The organism is Stenotrophomonas nematodicola, from assembly GCF_009467805.1.
Classification (GTDB): Bacteria; Pseudomonadota; Gammaproteobacteria; order Xanthomonadales; family Xanthomonadaceae; genus Stenotrophomonas; species Stenotrophomonas nematodicola.
The window spans coordinates 345,667-367,223 of the sequence record NZ_WIAY01000003.1 but is presented as its reverse complement, the minus strand read 5'-3'; the positions used below and the strand labels follow the sequence as shown (position 1 = coordinate 367,223).

The window sequence follows — 21,557 nt, the reverse complement described above, 5'->3', positions numbered from 1 at the left end:
TGGCTTTTCCCAACTCTCGTGTACTATCTTGAAACTCAGTTAGCGTTGCGAAGAGGGCAAGGATGTCCAGAGGTGCCAGACATACAATCTCAGTGATCATCGGCGCACTAGCGTTTTATCTTGCCTACAGCTACTGGGATGGATACGCCTGGTTTAGGTCACTTGTGGGAAGTGTGCTTCTTTCGCTGCTAACGGAGATTTTGTTTAAGCTTATATTTAAATCGGAATCTTTCGGTAATCCGTTGAAACCGGGTGCCCTACTTGCGCGCGTGGCAGTGCTGAGCTATTTCCGCCACCAGACTCCTACCGTTTATAGTCGTTTTTCTTGGGTCATCCGGACCATCTACTTTAGGTCGAACGTGTTTACGAAGGCGGTGGTCGAGCGTGCCTCGCCCGCTGCTTCAGCGGCACTGCTGCTCGCGCTTCAGCGGAAAGGTGGCCTGCAATCGGAAGCTGGACTGAACTTTGCTCATCTCAAAGAGCTCGCAAGGCGCGCAACAAGCTGGAAGGACTATCGGCTGTATCTTCTTGGAAGAGCTTCATCCGACTTCCCATCCGTTCGAAGGCGTGTAGAAGAATGTGCAAACGTTGATGGGTATGTGATTGGGGATGATCTTCGAACTGTTTCCGATGTAGACCTAATCGGAAAGATTGGCCAATCAAATTCTGAAAGAGTTCATCTATTCACCACTACTTCCCAGCTGTCAAAGGACTTCTTGGATCAGCTAAGAGGGGTAATGGGTAGCGTCGAATCGATATCCTTCTACATTTGCTCGCCTTTGATGTTGTCTCACCGCGCGCTGCAATCTCTAGATGTTGAGTACGAGAATCCGAACTTTTGTACGAATTTTTCGCAGGTTGTTACTTCAGATGACGGTGTGGTCCACCGTGCCGCAGACCACGTGCGGCGAGTGATTAGTGTTTTGTCAGCGCTAAATTCGCTTATTAAGCTGGGTGGTCCGGACAAGGTCAGAATTAAGCTCTTCACTCAGCGCTACCCTGGCATCAAAGTGCGCCTTTTAGAAGTCAATCAGTATGTTCAGCTCCAGCCCGGATCGCTCTCCTTCCAGAACAATCTCTATCGGTTTGGTCTAGATTCGGATCGCGGGGAGTTCGTTCGAGAAGTTGCTCGCGATCTTCAGAGTCTCGAGGCGAACAAGCTAGTGCTATCTGTAGCAACAAGTCGCGCTGATTTTGAATGTCTTAAGAATAGGGTCCTCAGTGAGTTGGCGGTACATCTAGTTTCAATTGGTCTGTCAGCCAATGATCTTTGTCAATTCGGGCCAAGGATCGAAGCGAAGGCAAAGTCCTCGCTGTCCGCCGAGATCTTGCGCGATGTAATCTCACGATTAAGAAAGCTGGAGCATCTCATAGCATCGGATCAGCACTTGGCCCAGCTCCAGACTGCCAAAGGTACTGCACACATCTCTGTCGGAATGATATGCATTGATGCGGGTGCGATATTGCTTATCAAGAAAGCTGATGCGTTCTATTACGGCAAGTACAGCATAATGGCTGGCCATGTTGAACACGGCGAGGGGCCTTCGGAAGCTATCGCTCGGGAAAGCCTAGAGGAGCTGGGTGTATCTCCGCAGGCTGCCACACTCGCATGCGCACCGTTCGAACTGGCAGATTCATGTCGGCACGGCGCAGCAGCACATATATGGTTCGTCTTCAGGTGTGAGGTCGATGTGTCTCGAATTCGGACCGACGCTTCTGAGGTTGATCACCATGAGTGGGTGCCTTTGGTGGAACTGCAAGATTGGGAGGAACGCTTAACGGATGGCGCAGTTGGCGTGCTCCGCAAGCTGGAAATGATCCGATGATTCGGCCAGTTGTCGTTTTGCGGTTGCCAGGTGCCGGGATGATAGAGTCCGGCCCAAAGTCAGAAATTGCATGGCTAGCCTACCGAGAGTTACGCATCGATGCCTCGTTCTACAAGCGTCTAATCCTAGAGATCGCTAGCGCTGATTCAGCACAGCGATTTGTAATAATATCGGGTGGACTTGGAACACACCTCTATACAAATCTCGCGAAGGATCTCGGTCTTTCAGTTGCGGAATTTAGTGCATGCGCGCGGCGCCAGATCGCTACATTGCAATCAGTCATTTGCGCATTCGCAACGGCAAATGGCGTGGACGTCAATGAGCGACAGATACCGATAGACGAGATTGCCTCAGAGGCTCTGATCTGCCAGAAAAAGCTGCTATTTGTGGAGCCATCGGCTGCCCACCCTACGACCGATGACCTGGCTGCTGATGTGGCAAGGCTCACATCGGCAAGTCAACTGATTCTTTTCAAGACTCGTGCGCCACGTTACACGATAGGTTTTGAGCAGGATACTTTGGTGACTCGATGGAGTATCGACGACCTTAAGAGGCGCGCCGCTCGCCATGAAGGGCGCGGTGTTGGGAGCTACATAATTACCTCCACGGCGATTGAGATAATTCGGGAAGCCACCTATCGAGTGTCAATTAGGTCTCCTAGCGCGCCTGTGCTACTTGGTGATCATGAGGATTTCTGCTTTTCTACTGTGGTGGAGAGATGACCATACTAAGCAACGAGGATATTCGTCGGGAGCTGCAAGAAGGCCAGCTCGAAATGGAGGGATTTCATGATGAGTGCATGAGGCCATGCAGCTACTTGCTGAGGCTGTCTCCGGCAATTCTTGTTCGAACTGGCGCTCCGGCTACGGTCGACACGAGAAAGACTGATACGTCGGATCTCTATGAATCTGCCGTAATTGGGGAGAATGGATACGCAGTGCATCCTAACACTCTAATCTTGGCGAAATCGGTGGAAAGAATACGCCTGGGCTCTTCCTTGTTCGGCGAGTTGAGCGTCTTATCGTGTTACGCCCGTATCGGACTCTCGCTCAACCTCGGTTCGAATCATGTCGCAGCCACGTATGGTGCCGATCGTCCGTCCATAGTTACATTCGAGATAGTGAATGTTTCGAGAGACGTAATAGTGCTGTACCCAGGCGTCAAATTCTGTCACCTGAGGCTTGGTCGACTTGTGACGCCGGCTAGCATTTCTTATCGCGGGATCTATGCATCCGGAAACGTAATTACGCCTTCAAACTTCGATAGGAAGCCCGCTAGGTAGTCAAAAGCACTGGTTTCGTTGGTCGGATTAGAGTGTCCGTCTAGGCCCAAGAATTGCTTAGCGCAAGAGCAATTTCTGTCCATAGTTGTCTCTTTATGAGAAAGATCGGCATGTCCTATCGTGTGATAATCAAAGCCCCCGCCCGTCAGAGGTTATGGCAGCATCTAGCAATCCCGGACACGGCTTAAGCTACTCGTGGAAGCTTCGAGAGAACTAGTTACGCGATCTAATGCTCTTGCGTCGACAGAGGAAGATAGCCCTTCCGGGCCGCTTCTACATCGCCTAGTTAATCAATTTGTCCGCACGAAGCAACTTCGCCAGAATATGGTAGCGGCCTCGGAGACTTGCCTGATCGTTTGTTGAGCGAGCGAAGGTGTAATACTGTGCCAGCTCGGGATCAGCGCGGCCACCGGAACTTCCTGCCTTGACTGAGGCCTGCAATTTGGCGTCAAATCTGGCCATAAAGTCGCGGAGGTTGTCGACGACCTCCGGGTGCTGCCGAACTATCCAATAATAGACTGGGATGTTGCCGGCCTTTGACAGCAGAACATCTGACTCTTCAAATGCGTCGGCTAGGAGTTCGAGGTTTTGCAGTACACGATCTTGAAGCTCTTGGTAATTCAGAAGAACGCCATCGAGACTCTTGCTGTCAGCATCCTGCACGGCAACAGCCGCATGCTCAACGAGCCTGTCAAGGTTCTTCGCTTTAGTGTCTACAAGTGCCTCATTGCTTTCGATAAGAAGCAGCTTGGCGGCTAGATTAAACTCCTGCATGCGTCGCCGATTGAATCGGACGCGATTGGAGAAGAAGGGGTGGGCCGTTAGTTGGCGAACAATGCCAGGGATTGGGCCAGGGCGAGCGTTTCGCCTTTCGGCACTATTTGCAGCTTCGCCGCTATTCAGCCGAACAAACATCTCATAGATCTTAGCGTCATCGTCAGTTGCGATGCTCATGACGACTGGCTCAAAAAACTCAATCTTAGATGCGAGAGCTGGAAACCTCTCTCGCAGACCAGAGAAGTCCAGTCCCTTAATCTCTTCTTGCGGATTCTCAAGCCACCGGCTAGAGCGATTCAGCTGGATCTTGCCTTGCATAAAGTCAAAAATGGCACCAAAACGCTGTTTGCCGTCCACAATGGCGTATGGCTTCTTCTGGACATTGAGGGGCGAACGGGCGCGTGAGAAGTCAGCAACATAAAACTTGGGGACATCGAAATCATTGATCAGTGAATCAATGAGATGTGCCTTCTTCTGATCTGTCCATATGTCAGATCGGCGTTGGTATGGCGGATCCATATCCAGGTTTCCGGCAAGGAACTGCTCGAACCACCAACGAAGCGGCCTCGCCTGATGCTGTGCTACTTGAATGTAGCTCATAGGTTGAACCCATTCAGTCGCTTTAGCTCCAATGCCAGCCCATGCAAATCCGGATAGGCGACCGAGTCCGTATACCCCATAGCGTGCAGGGTCCCGAGCACGGATGCGATGCAGTCAGGCGGAACCACGAGCTTTGTAAGGCAGCCTTCCGGGTAATCATTAGCGGTGTACAAGTCGTCCATAGCCCGAATATCCGAACCAAACATTGTGAACACGCCTCTCTGCGCGAGCATACGCTGTGTATTCGCGCCACCCGTGATGGCAACTGGCTCAGCGTACATGCCCTTCCTGTCAGATGCAGTCCACGGGGCTCGAGGTATGTAAGACTCAAGGTTCTGGTTGCTTGAGTTCAACGCACCATGCGGTGGTCTGAGCCCGTCAAGAGCCTTGACATTCCAAGAGGCGGGATCAAGTACCCAGACGGCTGCTGGTTCTGGGTAGTTCCCAGTCTCCCTATCCAATCGCGCGTCTGAAACGGCAAAGTACAGCGCAATGAGCGGGTTGTTTGTCCAGTCGAGTAAGCGTGTAGGGACCCCGTAGTGTTGCATGTAGAAAAGGGTATTCATTTTTCCTGACTGATCACTTCCTGCCGTAAAGCTGTGCAGAAGCTGATGGCTCATGAAAGCGTTGACGAGGCTCGTCTCTAGGTTCAGTAGCGCCTCGAGGTCGCCTTTATCTGGATGGCGGTACAGAGTGGGCTTCAGCACAAAGGTCTGCGCTCGTCCGTGGCCTCGGTACCAGTTGTGGTCAGACGCCCGACCTGTCCTCACTCGGGTTGCAGCCAACAGGTCCTCAATGGCTTTAGAAAATTGCCAGACGCTGACCACGTCTATTTCATTTACAACCGCCATCCACTCCCCCTGAAAGAACGCCAGTCGCTGCTCGAGATATTACAACGTGAGGTAAGCAGTGTGGGAGTGAATAAGACACTGCCTGACGACTCGGCAAGCAATGAAGCCGCAGCAAGCCACCCTACTCACCTTCTGCCTCAATAAACTTGTCAGAAAGGCAGGCTGGTAGGATACGAAGGTATGTAGCGGCATCCTCGGCCACCCTCTGGCTGGTTTCAGGGCGCTCGGCCAGGCGCTGGGCCCACTCTCTCCCGGGATGCAACACGTCCCACCGGGGGCGCATGCCTGCATGACGTCCCTTGCCAGGATTGTGGTTGCCAAACCCATCTACCAACGAATTCCATACGGGCATAAAGCGAGAGATGATCAAGGACTCGCCAAGCGGGATCCAAATGTCATCGACCACAAGGAATCTGCAGAAGAAATCCTCGATCCGAAGGTTGCTGGCTGCGCGAATGCTATCGGCGTGCTCCCTGAGTCGTTTGAAGAGCACTTTGCCGGCAGGCACTTCGGTGCTGCCGCCGACACGCGCCCCGGCGGGGATGGCTTTGCCTACGTAGATTGGCAGCATGAACTGACCGTTGACGTTCAGCCTAGCTACCTGCCCATAGGCTTCAAAGTCTCCGGTGTAATAAATGGCGTAGATGCCAGCACCCTCAAACTGAGTTAGCTCTCCGAGCGGATGAACCTCCTTAGTCAGCAGTGCCTCGGCGACGCTAGCCCCCAAGTTCTTTTTATCCAGGGGATTGAAAGGAATAACCTTGGCCGTCATGCGCGCTTTCTTCTGGTCGGTACATCATTCTTGGCGATCTGATTCAAACCTGCAATCGCAAGCTGCTCAGCAACGCTAGAAGCCACCCTTTGTCCCAGTAGAACAGGTACCGCGTTGCCTAGCTGGCGCATGGTCTCAGACCAACTGCCGTGGAACTGAAATCCATCTGGAAATGTCTGTATGCGCGCGCTCTCACGAATAGTGAAATAGCGAATCGATCCATCAGAGTTTACCAGCATGTTCTCGCCCCCCGGAACGCCATGCCCGCCTGCTTTCAGGGTTTTTGCGGGAAGATCGAGCGGGCTTCCGGTGTGTCCGGGATACGAGCGAGCGCCAGCCTGGAAAACATGGTTTGCAAACTTCTTCGCCTCGCGGCTCTCGGGGTCCGGCAGGCCCTGTAGTGCATCACGCACGGTCCGCCACGCCAAGGTTGGGAGCATTGTCCGAAATTGCTGGAGCTTAGCGACCTTCGCTGCCAGCTTTGCAGGCATCTTAGGTTGCCGGATACCGTGCCGCTTCCAGTAAGTACCAGTGACCCACTGTTCATGAAGCAGGGCTTCGTAACTATGTGTCGCGGCCGGAAACGACCATTCAACGCCGAGGTCATCGCGGAATCCAATGAGAAACACCCGCTCACGCTTCTGCGGAACGCCGTAGTTCGCAGCGTTAACGAGTGTGGGGATGACGTTGTAGGTCAGTCCCTTTCCCTTGCGCTTGCCCGAGGTCCGCTCAATCTGAAGCCGTGCAAGATGGTCTGTCCAGTCCTCGTCCTTGCGGGGTGGCACATCTGGGAACTCAAGTTGAAGCTGGATGTAGTGGAAGTAGTTGGCGAACTTGGCGCGTGTCAGCCCCTTCACGTTCTCAACAATGAACGCCTTGGGGCGCAGCTGCCGAATGATCTCAACCGTAGCAGGGAACATGTCCCGGTTGTCTTCGTGAGCCTTGTGCTTGCCGCCGATCGAGAACGGCTGGCAGGGAGGTCCACCGGCCAACAGCTCGATGTCCTGAGGGATTGACGACCAGTCAAACGAGCGCACGTCGCCCTCATGCAACGTCCAGCCGCGCACCAACGGGTAGTCGCGCTTCTGGTTCTCGCGGACGGTATCGCACGCCCACTTGTCCCACTCGACCACGGCCAGGTGCTCGAAACCGGCAATTTCGCAGCCCATTGCCAGTCCGCCGGCACCTGCGAATAGCTCTACCGATCTCATCAAATTACTCCAGTAATACAGTTGAAACGCAAAGTTGGGGGCCTGAACATCACTGCGAGTGTCCCGGCGTGTCTTTGTGAGGAGGGTCAGGTCTCGCCTCGACCAGAGAAATCTCCATACCCACCGCCGCCAGCACCGCGATCAGCTTTCTGCTCCCGAACTCAGGCAGGCGGCCTCGTTCGAAGCGGGAGAGTGACTCAGCGGTAACGCCGCTCTGCTTGGCCACCTCAATCTGTTTCAGACCAAGCTGACGGCGCCTCTCGGCGATCTCGCTTCCCAGTTGCTGCAGAGGGTTCACTTGAGGAGGCTATCCCGATCTCGTAGAGCGCAATTATTGATCTATACGTCAAGTCAGGCAAGCCGGGGGAACCAAATTATTGGGCACTGCAGTCTCGCTGCATGAGAACGATGCCGTGCCGTCAGGCTCCCGCACGCAGAGGGAAGGTGGCGCGACCTACCACTCACACTGCGACCGATGCCACCGCAGAAGCTCTACGCTCACAGCCAGATGGTCCGCAACCGGCTGTGACAGCCTCAATCCGCCTAGCCGTCCGTACTCTGTGTCACGAAGAGTAGGGGCCGTCTGAACAATCTTTGTCTCCGGCTCCACACTGATGAGATACAGGTCGAAGAGGGTGTGAACATCGGCCCGGAGCAGAAGCCCGTTCGTTAAAGAGTTCGTCGCTGCACCCTGATAGGGGTACACGTGTGCGGCCTCAAGCACATCCAGGACGTTGCATCCGGTCATCGCACACCTACCTGAGTAGGCTTCAAGCAGGGCAGCGCGGAACGATGCCTGACCCTGGCGGCGTACGATAGTCGCGAGCACTTTGCGTCGCTGGTCCTCCGCATCTGCAGGAGAAAATGCAAGTAGCTCTTCGGCGTAGCGCCTCTCTGCTAGAAGCTGGGTACGTGTGTCCCCAGTGGTTGCCGTGAGAGTTTCAGCGGGCGACGTGCCCCCGAGCAGCTTGATCAACTGGCCGGTCACCTCTGGGCCCACATTCGCAGCTGGGCGTAGGCCTGAAAGCCACGGCTGCTGTAGCTGGTCGAGGACGTGCGAGATGTTCTGCATCCGGTACTCCCATGCTTTCGGAGTACGCCCATGTTCCTCGGCCAATTCGCGATACACCTGAGCCTTGTTCAGCGCAAGCCCTTGCGCAGCCCTCTGTTGCATCATCCGGTATGCCCCCACTGCGGCAACCAGCTGATCTTGGGTCCAATCGCTCAAGCCTGCCATCTCTCGTCCTATTGGAAGCGCCGCTTCAATAGGTTCTAAGTATCGCGCAGATCGCGTGGCCTTGACGCAATCAGCCGGTTAGCTGCTCACGGCGAGTCTTGTAAGGGCCAAAACGTATCCACTCGGCAAAGCTCGTAGTCGTGCCCAAACGCCAACGCGGCCTCACTAGCCGGCAAGTCCGAGTAGCGCTCCAGGTCGGTCTGATCCATCCCGGCATCGGCGTGGTCAATGGCAAAGAAGCCCAACATGGCGTCGTCGAACGCCTCGAGCCACTCCGAGTCAATTCTGTTCATCCACAGTCCTCCCACTAGGCGAGCGAGGATGCGCGTACCCCGTCACAAAGGCTGCGACTAAGGTGGGTTGATTGCGCCACCCCGTAGGCGGCGTCAACCGAACATCTCAAAGCCAACAGAAACAAGCGATTTCCCAACATCCGCACCAACCCGCATGGTGCACACCGGAGCGTAGAAACTCCTCTGGCTAGACAATGTTGGACGTCCCACGTCGGGAGGGTGGCTAATACAACACCCCCTGTGGAAATACGCCCGCCGGTTCTAGTCAGACGGTTTCTAACCTCCCGACACCCTCGCCATCCCGACGAGGGTACGCCATACCGGAGGTCCAACATGCTGACGTCATTCATAGAGTTGCCCGTCACCGAGTCGCCCGTCATCGAGCGCCCCAGGCGCAAGCCCTCCATCCGGCCAGCGCGCTCCAACCGCGTGGGTTCGTTGATGTATGCCACCCGCGAGGACTACGGCCGCAACGAGATCGTGCCCTATATCCGGCTGCGCGGCCGCTGGCTGGGCAGCCTCGGCTTCGATATCGGCGCCCTCCTGAAAGTGGAGGCTACCCACGGCAGCATCACCCTCACGGTGGTGGAGCGGCCCGTCGTGGTACCCCCGAAGATCCCCAGGAAGCTGCAGCGGCAAGCCCGCTGAGCGGCAGCGCCCACCTTCGCGGCGGGCATCAGCACAGCCATCAAGCGGGATACCGCGCACGCCACGCCGCCTTTGGGCGGCACGGAGTAACACGGCCCGGCCGCGCAGCGCTGGCACCGCCACAAACCTATACGTCACTGCGCCTCGGGTGCGGCGCGCGCGTGCCTTCAACTTCACTACCCAGCAGTGGGAGGAACCCATGAACGAGAGTGTCTTCATGCAACTGGAGATGGACGCCGGCCTGCGTGCACGCTTCCAGCAGGCAGCGGCGTGCGAACGTCGCCCTGCCGCCCAGGTGCTTCAACGCCTGATGCGCGATTATGTGGCGCGGCAGGCGGGCCAGAGCGCCGCCGGCGCAACCGGAGCCGCTGAACCGGTCGAGCGCGCAGCCAAGGCAGCAGCTATCGATCAGTACACAGCCGGCACACCCGAGCTGCCGCTGCACGAGGACAGTGGCGAGCAGGACCTCGAGGCGTTGGCACGCCGTCAGCACGGCTGGAGCGCGTGTCCGTTTGGTACCCGCTGATGAGGCCGCGCGCTCAATTCACCTGATCAGCGGGGCGGCGCTGAGCCCGCGCACTCCGCGGGCTCACCCCGTGTACCGCAATTCGGCACCTAGGAATCTGTGCACCGTACCCGAACCGTGATCCCACGCAAGCCTTCTCTGTGAGCCACATCAATAGGCGGGCTCAGAGCCACTGCTAGCCTTTCAGCCTCACGGAGGAGATCACATGCTGACGCTGGATGCACGACAGGAAGCGCTGTTGCGCCTGCCATACCCCGCAACGTTCCTGCCCCGATTGGCCGATGAAATCCGCCGCGACATGCCAGAGCGCGTGATCGGCCTGGACAACCGCACCTTGGCAGCCGAAACCGAGCGCTGCTACACCTACGCCGCCTACGAGCTGGGCATCACCCGCCTGCCGGTGCTGGTGCGGTGGACAAAGACCGACGTCGGCAGTGGGGGTGCGCTGCACCGTGACATGGCGGTAGACCTGGCCATTCGCCAGGCAGACGACCCCAACCTGGCCGCCGCCGATCTGCTGGCGGCTCTGGCCGCCTCCCACCGCTGGCCCACGCCCCGGAGCGGTGCGTAATGGCAGCCACGCCGGCACCCGCCGTGGGAAAAGTGCTTGAGCTGCTCGGCAAAGCGGCTGCCGCAGCGGCGGCAGCGATGGGCATCAAGGAGACCGTGAAGGATCGGCCCGGCACCCGCGCGCGCGAGGCGGATTGCTCGGAGGTGTCCGATGACGCCGACTGCGACCAGTGCCTGCTGATCAACGGACGGATCGGGCCGCCGCCCACCCCGCGGTACATCGCCAAGAGCAACCGCATCAACTACGACTACCAGCTCTACGTCGCGAATCTGCACGCGGGGCCGGAGCGGTTTGGCTACGTGAGGGCTGGAGACAACTCGAACAGCATCGTCAACATCGAGCTGTCGATGCTTAAGGACTTCTTTGGCACAGGCGGGAAGTACACGACGTTGGAGTGGATGTTCGGTGGGGTCGCGTTTGATGGGTTCTGGCGCAAAAAGTGCACTGTCATCGAGACCAAGGCGAACTACGGACACGTATTCAACGCGGATGGGGCGTACAAGAAGGAGTTTATGCGACCCGAAATCGAGGCATGGCCAGTTCAGTTCGAAGCGCAGAATGCCGCCGTAGCAGGTGCGCATCCACAGGGCAGTCTCGAGTGGCATTTTATGCAGGCAATCTGCTACGAGGTTGCTCTTCAACTCGGAATTCCGCCTGAACACGCACGGCTGACCCCATACATGCAGGGTGAAGTTCTATGAACATATCACTGACGAGCAGGGCGGCCCCAGAGCTGCTTACTGCATCTGAGACGTATGATCGGGCGGCCGAAACAATAAGGCGCTTGGCATCTGCCCATCCTGCGTTCCTCAAATGGTGGTCAATGCTGAGCAAGCCCTCCGATGCAAGAATTGCATTTGACGATAGGGTAGGGATGACAGCCTTGATCCAGGCAAACAAGGACTCGTTCCAGCACCTGTATCCCAACGCGTCGCCTCTACTCAACAGTGGTGTCCTGCTCACCAACGTCACGAGCGAGGCAGAGTGGTTGGCGCGCGGCAGGGTCTCTCTTGCCATCAATCCAGGACCCGGAAAGGTGCGGCTGGAGATCTGTCGTATTGAAGAGGTCATTCCCTCGCCGACTGAACTGTTATGGGCCTCACTACGTGCACTAGCGCACGATTCGAGGGTCAACTTTGTGAACACCAATGTCCAGCAGGGCTGGGGCAGGGAGAGAAAGCTCTACAGCCTCCACTGCAGCGCCTTTCCGCACAGAGAGTTCCTGGGCTGGATGGGCTATGTGAGTCGGCGGCTCACCGCCGACCAGATTCCAGAGGCCGCCCGCATGGAACATGCTGGTGAGGGCACGCTGATCATGGCAACAGAGAACCTCGACTTGTTCGACGCAAGCGCCGTAGAGCAGGCCAATCGCGTGGAGATACGTCTGGCTGAACTTGGGCTGTTGCCTGTTACGGATTCACGGCTTCTATGAACATAACGCTCATGTGTGCGACGCCGAACATGAGCTTCACCCCAGTTCAGGTGTACGAACAGGCTGCACGTTGCATCTCGCGGATCTCCTCGGTGCATCCGGATCTAAGGCGTTGGTGGAAGCTTCCGTACGCACCCAAGGTTCCCTTCGTCGAATTCCATGACCTGAACGCAATCATTTCCTTTATCAAGGCGATGACTGCAAAGCATCGTGCGGAATTTCCGACGCTTGCAGATAGAGGAAGTACAGGCCTCGTGCTCACCAATGCCAACAGCGAGATCCAGTGGCGGAAGCGGGGGAGGATTACCCTGTCTGTTCAGCCGGCAATGGGCGAGGTGACGTTCTCTGTCTACGGAGCGGAGCGAGTACTCGCTCCGGTGGGTGAAGTGGTCTGGTCACTGTTGAAGGCGCTTTCATCAGATTCGCGGGTAACGTATGCGAAAACGGATGTTCACGAGCGTGTTGATGGGAGGTCGCTGGTCTACAGCATGCATCGTGGTGTCTATCCGCATCGAGAGTTCCTTGGCTGGATGGGGTACGTGGATCAAGCGCTACTGCCAGCGCAGTTGCCAGAAGCCTCGCGGGTGGAGCGGCTTGGCGAGGGCACCCTCATCCTCGCCACTGACTTGCTGGACCTGTCCAGTTCTGCGGCCGTGGAGCAGGTAAACCGTGTCGAGATACGGCTTGCCGAACTTGGGCTCCTTCCTGTGACGGATCCGCGGCTGTCATGAGCTCGGTAGGGCTCATTGCTGGCCGCGATGCTGTCCCATCGCTTCTGCACCCGTGAACATCACGTTGGTCTGCCACTCCCCACCCAACGACCTGACCGCCGCGCAAATGTGGGAGGACGCATCCACGTGGGTGGCGCGCATCGCCAGAACACATCCGGACTTTGAGGCATGGTGGACGGTTCCGCGAGGTCCACGAGATAACGCCATCCCATTGGCCCAACGAGTGCCGATGGTCGCCCACATTCAGAAGGCGAACACCGCTATCCACCTGACCAATGCTGCCACAGACGCAGAGTGGGCGAAGCGTGGAAAGGTCTCCCTTGCGATTCACCCCGGCAGCGGCATCCTGAGGCTCGGACTCGGTCGCCTCCAGGAGCTCTATCCAACGCCGACGACGCTGGTCTGGAGCCTCCTCCAAGGCCTGACGTCCAACTCGCGTGTGACCTTCGCGCAGACAAATGTTCTGCAGAAGGTGGCCGGTAGCATCATGACGTACAGCGGCGACCGACGTGTGTTCCGTCACCGGGAGTATCTGGGGTGGATGGGGTATGTAGACGCGCCACTCGCGGCCGACCAGCTGCCTCAGGCGGCTCGCCTAGAGCGACACGGTCGCGGCACGCTCATTCTTGCAACCGAAGCCCTGGGCCTGGGTGATCGCGCGGCGGTTGAGCAGGCAAACAGAACTGAGATTGGACTTGCTGAGTTGGGTCTTCTGCCTGTTGTGCGTGGATCGTTGAAGTAGGTCATGAAGGCAACCATTCGATGCAAGATGAGACCGCAGGTTCTTGAGGCCAAGTACCTATACGAACATGCCGGAGATGTCCTAAGCCGTCTTTCTTCTGTTACTGGCGAATTCGGAAAGTGGTGGTCTGTGCCGAACCATGCGAGAGGCTCACCAATAGCGTTTAAGGATCGCGAAGGCATGATCAAGTTGATGGTGCAGCACGAGCGGGACTTCCGAGCGAAGTATCCAGGGGTTTCACTGTCCGCGAGTAACGGGATTCTGCTTGCAAACGCTGAGGGCGAGGAAAAATGGGCAGCGAAAGGAAGTGTTGCCATCGCCATCAATCCGGGTCCGGGCGAGATCCGACTTGATATCGGCAGGCTCCAGGTCGCTCAGGAGAGGGCGGCGGAGTTGGTCTGGTCATCGCTCAAAGCGTTGACAGCAGATGCGAAGATCACGCTGGCACAAACCAACATCATGCAGGCCGTGGGCAGAGAGCGACGGCTCTACAGCCTCCGCTGCGGCGTCTTCCCGCATCGAGAGTTCCTGGGCTGGATGGGCTATGTGGATCAACCTGTCGATGAATCCCAGGTTCCTGACGCGGTCCGCGTGGAACGACATGGGCGGGGAACGATGATCATGGCGACAGAAGATGTAGATCTGTTCAATGCCCGTTCGGTGGAGCAGATGAACCGGGTTGAGATCCGACTTGCCGAGCTTGGCCTTCTCCCTGCTATCACTTCGAGTCTCTAGCGCTGTTCCAACCATGAACATCACACTCACGTGCAGTCTTCCCGCGATGCACCTCGATGCGGCAGAGGCATACCAGGAGGCAGCTGGATGGATCGACCGACTGGCCTCGGTGCACCCTCATTTCGAAGAGTGGTGGGTGCTGCCGGACGGTCCAAATGATCATCCTGTTGGCTTTCGGGACGCAGCGGCGACGCTCTTGTCGATCCAAAAGGCAGACGAGTCCTTCTACAGGGAGTATCCGGGTGCTCATGCGCTTGGGAGTACTGGACTAGTTCTCACCAACGGGGGAACAGAGCGGCTCTGGAAGGAGCGGGGGAAGGTCGCGCTGGTAGTGCAGCCTGCATCCGGTGAAGTAGCGTTGGCGATCTACCGCATAGAGGCGGTGTATCAGTCGCCAGGTCAGATGGTGTGGTCTCTTCTAAAGGCCCTCTGTTCGGACCCGCGTGTGACCTATGCAAGAACGAACGTACAGGCGCTGATCGCTGGCAGGCTCGTCACCTACAGCGTTGATTGCTCGGTGTATCCACACCGCGACTTCCTGGGATGGATGGGCTACGTGGACAAGCCGCTATCCGCCGACCAGTTACCACAAGCGGCGCGCTTGGAAGGGCACGGTCGCGGCACGCTGATCCTCTCAACAGAAGTGCTGGATCTTGCCGATCACGCAGCTGTCGAGCAGGTAAATGGAACTGAGGCGCGACTGGACGAGCTTGATCTACTCCCTGCGCTCACACCGAGCATCTAGCCGGATTCTGTATGTGAGCACTGCGCGCACACCCCGCTTTCCGTCTCATCGAGCAGCACTCAAGAGCCCCTGCTGGTGGAAGAGAGCTCACATGATTTGAGGGTGAAGCACTCACTGATCGATTGACTTGGGTGACTCGATTGCAGGGACGGCCTTGTGCAGCAGATGCTCGTTGAAGAACGTCTGCGTCAGAGAAAATATCTCGCGATGAGACTCTTTCAGCAGGAGTGGCCAGATGTCCGTGTCCTTGGGGAGTCGGCGCACCACCTCCTGAGCGGCCGCATTCTCTTTGAATGCGATTCGCATGCTCTGATCTATCATCTGCTTTGATCCCTGTGAAGCGAGTGCCAGATATGTTCTCAGGGCATGCGACACGACTGGATTGTAGCTGGAGAGCACGGCGGCCCAGGCGCAATCCGCTTTCATGCCTTCGATGCCAGGCACCTTGCCTGTAGTTCGCCAGGCTTCGTAGCTGGGGTAGTCGATGTAGCGAAGGCAGACGATGAAGGCGGCTGCTATCGGCATGAAGCTTGGGCGTTTTCCCAATGCTGCAACTGCTGCGTGCATGCGTGAGAAGGCCTGCGCCTGGTCTCTCAGTTTGAGGTTGAACGCATTGGCGATGTGCTCGAAGTAGGCACTCGCCTCCAGTTGCGCCTGGGCACGGCGATCATCCCCGTCCAGAAGGGGCGCTTGGGTGATGTTTGAAAGCACGCTTGGCCACTCCGCATCGGGAAGATCGGCCGAGTCGAGCATCCCGAACGACTGTCGCAGCATCCGGTTGAAGGACATGTTGTCCGGCGCAGGCAGGTACATCTCCAGGTCGAAGAACTTGCGCAGATAGCGCTCACCGTCAACCGTCGGGCCGTACAGACTCCTCACGGCTTCCTGCAGGTTGTCACCATCAATGGCGATCACGAAGAGGTAGCCGCGTAGATCAAAGAAGTGCTTGACCCGCTCGAGGAGGCGGATGGCATAGTCGGGCCGGCATCGGTCAAGCTCATCGATGATGACGACGACCTTCTGGCCGTGCGTCGACCGGGAGACGCCATCGCGGTCGAGCCTGAGCAACCTGTCCCGGGCATCCTCAAGTGCCTTGCACAGGCTCTGGTGGGCGTTGCGCTTTTCCCGGTTGGCGTTGAACAGTGCCTGGCCCAGTTCGCCGGCGCCGTCTGCAAATTTGGAGGCAGTGCCTGCGGTAAATACATCAGCGGTGGCGCCTGCGATCTTGGCCAGTGGGGCGATGATCTTGCCGGCATACTCGTACATCCACTCGCCGGCTTGTTTGGCAGCTGAAAACTCCGCCTCGTCGGTGCTTTTGTCAGCAAGAAGCCGCTGCTCGACTGCGGAAATCAGTGCGTACAGGGGATCTTCGTAATAGTCGTACTTCCATGCGTCCACAAGGATCACCGGGACCCGCGGTGCACGGCCTTGCAGCTCGGCTTCCAACCGTCGGAGGAACACCGACTTGCCGCTTCCCCACTCACCCTTCAGGGAGATCACGTACGGCTGCGAGATCCCTTCGATCATGTCCGAAAGGGTCTGGCCGAAGTGCTGGCGGCCGAGTACATCATCCTTCCAGGGGTCGTTCGGGTCGATTGAAGGGAGATCGAGCTTCCTCAAGGATGGTGAGTTCATCAGGTGTCAGTCCTTTGATGGGTGCAGGTCGCGCCGTCGGCGGGAGACGCCATGCCGACCCGGTATTGAACGCTACTCGCGCTGATTCTGCAGCATCCTGACACCCGGCCGGCGGCGTCGGACCACGTCGATCGGGGCATGAGCGGGGAGGGGTCTGCGGCAGGGTTCGCCTTCCTGTTACCATCCTGATGTCAGCCAGCCTATCCGCCTGTTTCCACTGTCGGGTTGGCCGCATCACGCGGCCGTGCGAGCCAAGGACTTCTCTTCCTGCCTTTTACAAAGGACGCTTGCATGCACCCTCGTTCCCTGCTCCGTTCGGCCACGTTGGCCCTCGCCGTCAGCCTTTCGCTGTGCGCTCCGTCGGCCTTTGCGCTGGGCGAGGCCGCCACGCCGGCCAGCACCGAAGCGGCCACTCAGCGCAAGGCCGTTGCCAAGGGCCTGTATGAACTGGCCTACAGCCCCAAGGTGGATGTGGTGTATGTGGCCTCGTCCGGTGGCTTCGGCGATACCGCCGGCCAGCCGCAGCTGCTGCTGCTGGACCCCACCAACCTCGAGCTTGAGGCCCAGATCCCGCTGGAGCGCAAGCCGTTCGGCATGGTGCTGGACGACGCCAACAACCGCCTTTACCTCGGCAACACCGTGGATACCTCGGTCACCGTGCTTGATACGGCTACGCACAGGGTGCTGGGCATTGTGCAGTTGATGGAGAAGAAGGTGGGCAAGGATGGCAAGGCCGCCTACACCCACGACCTGCGCGAACTGGTGGTGGATGGCCCGGCCAACCGCCTGTACGTGACCGGCCACTCGGGCGAGGGCAGCGTGCTGTTCGTGGTGGATACGCAGTCGCTGAAGGTGATCGACACCATTCCGGGCCTGGGTAATGCCAAGGCACCGGGCCTGGCGCTGGATGCCAAGGGCAAGCGCGTGTACACCTCCAACCTGCTGGCCGAGCTGGTGGTGGTGGGCACCGACAGCGGCATGGTGGAGCAGCGCTTCCCGATCAGTGCCGAGCAGCCGATGAACATCGCGCTGGACCCCGCCGGCAAGCGCCTGTTCGTTACCGACCAGGGCTCGGCGATGATCCGCAAGTACCAGGCCAGCAGCTCGGGCTTTGCGTCCAAGCACCCGGGCAACCGTGTGCTGGTGCTGGATCGCGCCACCGGCAAGGAGCTGGCCAGCATCCCCACCGACGCCGGTCCGCTCGGCATTCTGCTGGATGCCAAGCGCAAGCGCCTGTACGTGACCAACCGCGAAGCGGGCACGGTGACGGCCTACAACAGCGATAACTACAAGCTGCTGAAAACGTACTCGGTGCCGACGCATCCGAACAGCCTGGCGCTGGATGCCAAGAAGAACGTGCTGTACGTAACCATCAAGAACGGCGACAAGGATGCCGAGGGCAGCCGGGAGAGCGTGGCGCGCATCGCGCTCTGACGCCTTCGGGTATCGGGCGCGCAGTGGGTCACTGCGCGCCCCTGCATCAATGGCAGGCGCTCACGTAGCCTGCCAGCCGCCAGTCGTTGTGGCCGGTGTAGACCAGCTGGTAGCTGTCCGCGCAGCCCGCCGCGCGCACGGCCAGGTGGATATCGCGGGTTTCCGGTGCCACCGGCGCCTCCGCAGGGCGGAGATGGGCGGCAATCGCCTCCGCATGCGTGGCCTGCAGGGTGGGCAGGGGCACCGCGTTGGCAGGGCGTGCGGGGGCATCTGGCCCCGCGGGTGCGGCACCCGCTCCATGCGCTCTCAGATAGTCCTGCGCGCCTTCGCTGTCGGGGCGGCACAACAGCGCATCCACGAGTGTGGTGGCTTGTTCACCATCGGTGAGTTGCGCGGCGGTGTCGGCCCAGGCGCGGGCGAAGTCGCCGGCGCAGGCCAGCGGCACGCGCGCCGGAGTGGCCGCTGCCATCGCCGGCAACACGACAAGCCATGCAAGGTGCCAGGACGTTACAGGCAGCACGTTTCCTTCCTTGGCGCGCAGATGGTGGGTCCATTCTGCCGCACCCGGTGTGCACGTGCGCGCTCCCTCACTCCGGCAGGTATTGCCCGCGGCAGGTGCGCCAGCCGGTGAACGGCGCAAACAGGGCATGCCGTTGCTCGGCGGTGAGCACCCGGTGCAGCTGCTCCATCACGCGCGGGTCGTAGTAGCGCAGCAGGCCCGCACCGCCGCCGGGGAGGCGCAGCGTGAGCAGCCTCTGCAGGTGCGCGAACACCGTCTCGAAGGGGCGCATGCTGGTCAACAGGGTGATGCCGTTGGGGTGCTGGCGCTCTACCTCGGCCAACCACTGTGCGAGCTGCGGCGCATCGGCGGGTGCGAGCAGCCACGGCCCGGAGGTGGAGGCCGTCGCATCGGGAGTGCCCAGGAACAGTGAGCGGTAGCTGGCCGGGGGGGCAAAGCGCAACAACGCCTCGGGCGTGTCGGGGCGCACGGCGGCGTCGAGGATCACGTAGGCGATCATGCGGCACGCGACAGAAAGGCCGTGCCCCGCTCGCCGGCACTCCGCAGGCAGCGCTCGCAGATGGGGGTGGTCTGCTGCGGGCGCGCGGGTGCGTTAAATGCCGCCGGTGCCTTCGCCACGGCAGTGGTCGCGGCAGGGCCATCGTCGACATGGACCAGGTGCTGCTGCCCGGCGGTCAGGCTGCAGCCACAGGCCAGACGATCACCCTCGCGTGCCACCGGCTGGCCATCGATGATGAGGGTGGTGTCCCCGGAAACGATCGGAAAGGCACCGCCATGCGCGGGGCAGGTGGCGTAGTCGTTGATGCGGGCGAGGGGCTTGCCCTCGATGTCGGTGAAGGGCGAACCGGTGATGACACGGCCGCCGCTACTGGTGCGGTCGCCCACGACGATGAGCATTCGCATATGCATACCCTGGGTTGGACGCGGGGGAGTCTTCTAGCACGCTGGCCGCTGGCGACGTGCCGTTCTGCAACGGTCCTGCACAGTGCGTCACGCAGTGCGTGCGGAAACGGGTTGAACGCGACATGTGTGGGCAGCGTCGATGTCTGTGGATGAGGCTGCATGCGTCACTTCGCGCAGGCATCGACGGGTACGACCGCGTGGTCGGCCGCAAACTGACGCGCCGCCTGCGCACCGCTCAGATGGGCGTAGCGGGCGAGCAGCACCGTGTCGAGCCCGGCGATGTGGTGATCCAGCGCGTAGACGCGCCACAGCTCCTCGTCGAAAGCGAGCAGCCAATCGTGATCGGGCGAGGGCATCGGAGGCTCCTGAAGGACGGAGCGCCAGCCTGCCAGCGCGGGGCGCGTGTTCGCACGGAATGGCGTCTCAGTTCCGCATGCGCGCTGCGCACCGTTGCGACGGGTGCAGTAGCGTGCCGGCGTCGTGGGGCCAGGCAGTTGCAACCGATCCTATGGTCATCGCGTACGGCATTTCCAACAATCGCCACCGAGAACCGGTTGGGAGTACAGGTGTGGATGCATCGATGTGGTGGTCGTCGTGGGCGGGGCCGATGCTGGGCTGCGTTGCGGCCGGTGGCATGGTGGGCCTGGGGGTCTTGGCTGCCACGCGCGTGCCGGATATCTCCGGCGTATGGACCATGACCACCCGTCAGCAGAGCTCGCTCGCGAGCGAGACGCCTGGCATGGATGTGACGTATCTGGTGATGCTGTCCCAGCGCCGTGGGCGGGTGGAGGGAATCGCCGAGCGCGTGCGCGACGTGCATGCCGATGGCAGCGTGCGCAACTACACCGGCAGCCATCGGCAGCGTGCGGAGATCAGCGGCGGGCTGTTGGGCGGGGTTTTCGAGCGGCGCCAGTTCCAGCTGCTGTTCCGTGAACATGGTGCGCATCGCAGCCACGCCACCACGCACCGGTTGGAGCGCCGCGTTGGCCGCGGCGAATGGCGGGGGCAGTTCTGCTCCAGCGCGGCAAGCGTGGCGGGCCAGGCGCGCTGGTCGCGCGGTCTCGGGAGTTTCAGCTTCAGGCGGTGAATGCGCCCGCGTTCAGCGCTTGATCGCCAACACGCCATCCAGCGCAAGCTCGGCCTTGAAGCCGGCCTTCTCCAGGCGCTTGGCCACTTCGCGCGGCACATCGCGGCCGCTGGTGAGTCTGTTGGGTGCGCCGGTGTAGTGGAACATGCGGCCGCCCTTGCGGATCACCCGGGCGAGCTGGTCGTAGAACACCTGGGAGTACAGTTCACCGGCGATGCCGAAGCGCGGCGGGTCGTGCAGGATGGCGTCGACGGAGGCGGTTTCCAGCGTTTCGATGGCCTGCGATACATCGGCATGGGTCAGCGACAGGCGGCCGCCGCTGCTGGCGGCCTCCGGATCCGGCGACCACGGGTTCAGCGTGCGAAGCCACAGCACATCGGCATTCTTCTCGAACGAGATAAGGCGGGTGACACCGCCTTCCAGGCAGCAGGCAGCGAAGTAGCCGAGCCCGCCGCAGGTGTCCAGCACCGTTTTGCCCGCCGGGGCGATCAGCGCGACCTTGCGCCGGGCATCCTCGAACGGCGACACCTGCGCGCTGGGCAGCATCTTGATGCCGTCGATCTCGAAGGTGGGCGCGTCCCAGTCGGTGGGCACCAGTTTGATGAGCGCTGAGCCGAAGCGCGAGATCGGCGCGAAGTCCTCGCCATCCCAGTAGTAGAGCGTGCGGTCCTTGGTCTTGCCGGGGTAGGCGTAGAACTGGCCGTGCCAGCGCCAGCGGTCGGCCCCGAGAATGGCGGTGCCGGTGCTGCGGCCGAGATCCAGCGAGCCGCTCCATTCGCCTGTGCCGGCATCGCGGGCGCGGAGCAGGGCATCGGCGAGCGGGCGGGTCAGCAGGGGGCCGGTGTAATGGGGCACGGGATCGGGGGCGCCGGTGCTGCGGGGCAGCCGGGCGACAGGGCAGTCAAGGGGTGGGCATCGTACCCGAGAACGCGGCCGGGCCGTGTGACCGGGATGCGCTGCCGCAGGATGGCCGGTCTACAATCGGAGCGCACCATGTGG

Annotated in this window: 26 protein-coding genes; 13 read left to right on the top strand and 13 right to left on the bottom strand. The window is 59.7% G+C overall.

Annotation, left to right across the window (positions count from 1 at the left end):
• The first annotated feature begins 62 nt into the window (after positions 1–62).
• Positions 63–1,826 (top strand): NUDIX hydrolase, encoded by a 1,764-nt coding sequence (locus tag GDJ08_RS12555; protein WP_153164979.1) that lies wholly within the window; start codon positions 63–65, stop codon positions 1,824–1,826.
• Between the two features lie 718 nt (positions 1,827–2,544).
• Positions 2,545–3,108: a dCTP deaminase gene (locus tag GDJ08_RS20450; RefSeq protein ID WP_423669423.1), complete on the top strand. Its 564-nt coding sequence runs from the start codon at positions 2,545–2,547 to the stop codon at positions 3,106–3,108.
• 282 nt (positions 3,109–3,390) lie between these two features.
• Here GDJ08_RS20450 and GDJ08_RS12550 read toward each other — a convergent pair whose 3' ends face one another.
• From GDJ08_RS12550 to GDJ08_RS12520, 7 genes are all read right to left on the bottom strand, one after another.
• Positions 3,391–4,485, bottom strand: coding sequence for a DUF262 domain-containing protein (locus tag GDJ08_RS12550; RefSeq protein ID WP_153164978.1), 1,095 nt, complete (start codon positions 4,483–4,485; stop codon positions 3,391–3,393).
• Entirely contained in the window at positions 4,482–5,336 is an 855-nt protein-coding gene (locus GDJ08_RS12545; RefSeq protein WP_153164977.1) for an FRG domain-containing protein, read from the bottom strand. Before GDJ08_RS12545 ends, GDJ08_RS12550 begins: the two co-directional genes overlap by 4 nt.
• 121 nt (positions 5,337–5,457) lie before the next feature.
• Positions 5,458–6,108 carry an Eco29kI family restriction endonuclease gene (locus GDJ08_RS12540; protein ID WP_153164976.1) on the bottom strand — a complete coding sequence of 217 codons (651 nt, stop codon included), beginning with the start codon at positions 6,106–6,108 and terminating at the stop codon, positions 5,458–5,460.
• Positions 6,105–7,319: a DNA cytosine methyltransferase gene (locus GDJ08_RS12535; RefSeq protein ID WP_153164975.1), complete on the bottom strand. Its 1,215-nt coding sequence runs from the start codon at positions 7,317–7,319 to the stop codon at positions 6,105–6,107. Before GDJ08_RS12535 ends, GDJ08_RS12540 begins: the two co-directional genes overlap by 4 nt.
• 49 nt (positions 7,320–7,368) lie before the next feature.
• Complete coding sequence (locus tag GDJ08_RS12530; RefSeq protein WP_153164974.1) at positions 7,369–7,617, bottom strand: XRE family transcriptional regulator; 249 nt, start codon at positions 7,615–7,617, stop codon at positions 7,369–7,371.
• A 156-nt stretch (positions 7,618–7,773) separates the two neighbouring features.
• Positions 7,774–8,391: an HNH endonuclease gene (locus GDJ08_RS12525; RefSeq protein WP_206147346.1), complete on the bottom strand. Its 618-nt coding sequence runs from the start codon at positions 8,389–8,391 to the stop codon at positions 7,774–7,776.
• A gap of 251 nt (positions 8,392–8,642) precedes the next feature.
• Positions 8,643–8,849, bottom strand: coding sequence for a hypothetical protein (locus tag GDJ08_RS12520; RefSeq protein ID WP_153164972.1), 207 nt, complete (start codon positions 8,847–8,849; stop codon positions 8,643–8,645).
• 333 nt (positions 8,850–9,182) lie between these two features.
• On the opposite strand from GDJ08_RS12520, the gene GDJ08_RS12515 reads away from it, so the two are divergent.
• From GDJ08_RS12515 to GDJ08_RS12475, 9 genes are all read left to right on the top strand, one after another.
• Complete coding sequence (locus GDJ08_RS12515; protein WP_153164971.1) at positions 9,183–9,497, top strand: SymE family type I addiction module toxin; 315 nt, start codon at positions 9,183–9,185, stop codon at positions 9,495–9,497.
• Between the two features lie 199 nt (positions 9,498–9,696).
• Entirely contained in the window at positions 9,697–10,023 is a 327-nt protein-coding gene (locus tag GDJ08_RS12510; protein ID WP_153164970.1) for a hypothetical protein, read from the top strand.
• Between the two features lie 205 nt (positions 10,024–10,228).
• Positions 10,229–10,594: a hypothetical protein gene (locus tag GDJ08_RS12505; protein WP_153164969.1), complete on the top strand. Its 366-nt coding sequence runs from the start codon at positions 10,229–10,231 to the stop codon at positions 10,592–10,594.
• The gene (locus tag GDJ08_RS12500) at positions 10,594–11,295 is read left to right on the top strand and encodes a Tox-REase-5 domain-containing protein (RefSeq protein WP_153164968.1); all 702 of its coding nucleotides are present in this window, start codon (positions 10,594–10,596) and stop codon (positions 11,293–11,295) included. The genes GDJ08_RS12505 and GDJ08_RS12500 overlap by 1 nt, the downstream gene beginning before the upstream one ends.
• Before the next feature lie 173 nt (positions 11,296–11,468).
• Complete coding sequence (locus GDJ08_RS12495) at positions 11,469–12,026, top strand: Imm52 family immunity protein (RefSeq protein ID WP_165699805.1); 558 nt, start codon at positions 11,469–11,471, stop codon at positions 12,024–12,026.
• A gap of 29 nt (positions 12,027–12,055) precedes the next feature.
• A complete protein-coding gene (locus GDJ08_RS12490) occupies positions 12,056–12,757 on the top strand; it encodes an Imm52 family immunity protein (RefSeq protein ID WP_165699804.1) in 702 nt (233 codons plus the stop codon).
• Positions 12,758–12,986: 229 nt separating this feature from the next.
• On the top strand, positions 12,987–13,499 hold the full coding sequence (locus GDJ08_RS12485; protein WP_165699803.1) for an Imm52 family immunity protein: 513 nt from the start codon (positions 12,987–12,989) through the stop codon (positions 13,497–13,499).
• Between the two features lie 3 nt (positions 13,500–13,502).
• The gene (locus GDJ08_RS12480; RefSeq protein WP_153164964.1) at positions 13,503–14,234 is read left to right on the top strand and encodes an Imm52 family immunity protein; all 732 of its coding nucleotides are present in this window, start codon (positions 13,503–13,505) and stop codon (positions 14,232–14,234) included.
• Between the two features lie 13 nt (positions 14,235–14,247).
• A complete protein-coding gene (locus GDJ08_RS12475; protein WP_153164963.1) occupies positions 14,248–14,979 on the top strand; it encodes an Imm52 family immunity protein in 732 nt (243 codons plus the stop codon).
• Between the two features lie 111 nt (positions 14,980–15,090).
• Here GDJ08_RS12475 and GDJ08_RS12470 read toward each other — a convergent pair whose 3' ends face one another.
• Complete coding sequence (locus GDJ08_RS12470) at positions 15,091–16,614, bottom strand: KAP family P-loop NTPase fold protein (RefSeq protein WP_153164962.1); 1,524 nt, start codon at positions 16,612–16,614, stop codon at positions 15,091–15,093.
• A gap of 291 nt (positions 16,615–16,905) precedes the next feature.
• Between GDJ08_RS12470 and GDJ08_RS12465 the strand changes: the two genes are divergently transcribed.
• Positions 16,906–18,048, top strand: coding sequence for a YncE family protein (locus GDJ08_RS12465; RefSeq protein WP_153164961.1), 1,143 nt, complete (start codon positions 16,906–16,908; stop codon positions 18,046–18,048).
• 46 nt (positions 18,049–18,094) lie between these two features.
• On the opposite strand, the gene GDJ08_RS12460 is transcribed toward GDJ08_RS12465, so the two are convergent.
• The 4 genes from GDJ08_RS12460 to GDJ08_RS12445 form a co-directional block, all read right to left on the bottom strand.
• Entirely contained in the window at positions 18,095–18,568 is a 474-nt protein-coding gene (locus GDJ08_RS12460; protein WP_153164960.1) for a hypothetical protein, read from the bottom strand.
• Between the two features lie 67 nt (positions 18,569–18,635).
• Positions 18,636–19,067, bottom strand: a complete 432-nt coding sequence (locus GDJ08_RS12455) for a DUF4123 domain-containing protein (protein ID WP_153164959.1) — start codon at positions 19,065–19,067, stop codon at positions 18,636–18,638.
• On the bottom strand, positions 19,064–19,465 hold the full coding sequence (locus tag GDJ08_RS12450) for a PAAR domain-containing protein (RefSeq protein ID WP_229296518.1): 402 nt from the start codon (positions 19,463–19,465) through the stop codon (positions 19,064–19,066). Before GDJ08_RS12450 ends, GDJ08_RS12455 begins: the two co-directional genes overlap by 4 nt.
• A gap of 170 nt (positions 19,466–19,635) precedes the next feature.
• A complete protein-coding gene (locus GDJ08_RS12445) occupies positions 19,636–19,827 on the bottom strand; it encodes a hypothetical protein (protein WP_136003482.1) in 192 nt (63 codons plus the stop codon).
• Between the two features lie 212 nt (positions 19,828–20,039).
• Between GDJ08_RS12445 and GDJ08_RS12440 the strand changes: the two genes are divergently transcribed.
• A complete protein-coding gene (locus GDJ08_RS12440) occupies positions 20,040–20,558 on the top strand; it encodes a hypothetical protein (RefSeq protein WP_165699802.1) in 519 nt (172 codons plus the stop codon).
• Between the two features lie 12 nt (positions 20,559–20,570).
• On the opposite strand, the gene GDJ08_RS12435 is transcribed toward GDJ08_RS12440, so the two are convergent.
• A complete protein-coding gene (locus GDJ08_RS12435) occupies positions 20,571–21,443 on the bottom strand; it encodes a class I SAM-dependent methyltransferase (protein WP_153164958.1) in 873 nt (290 codons plus the stop codon).
• Positions 21,444–21,557 lie beyond the last annotated feature (114 nt).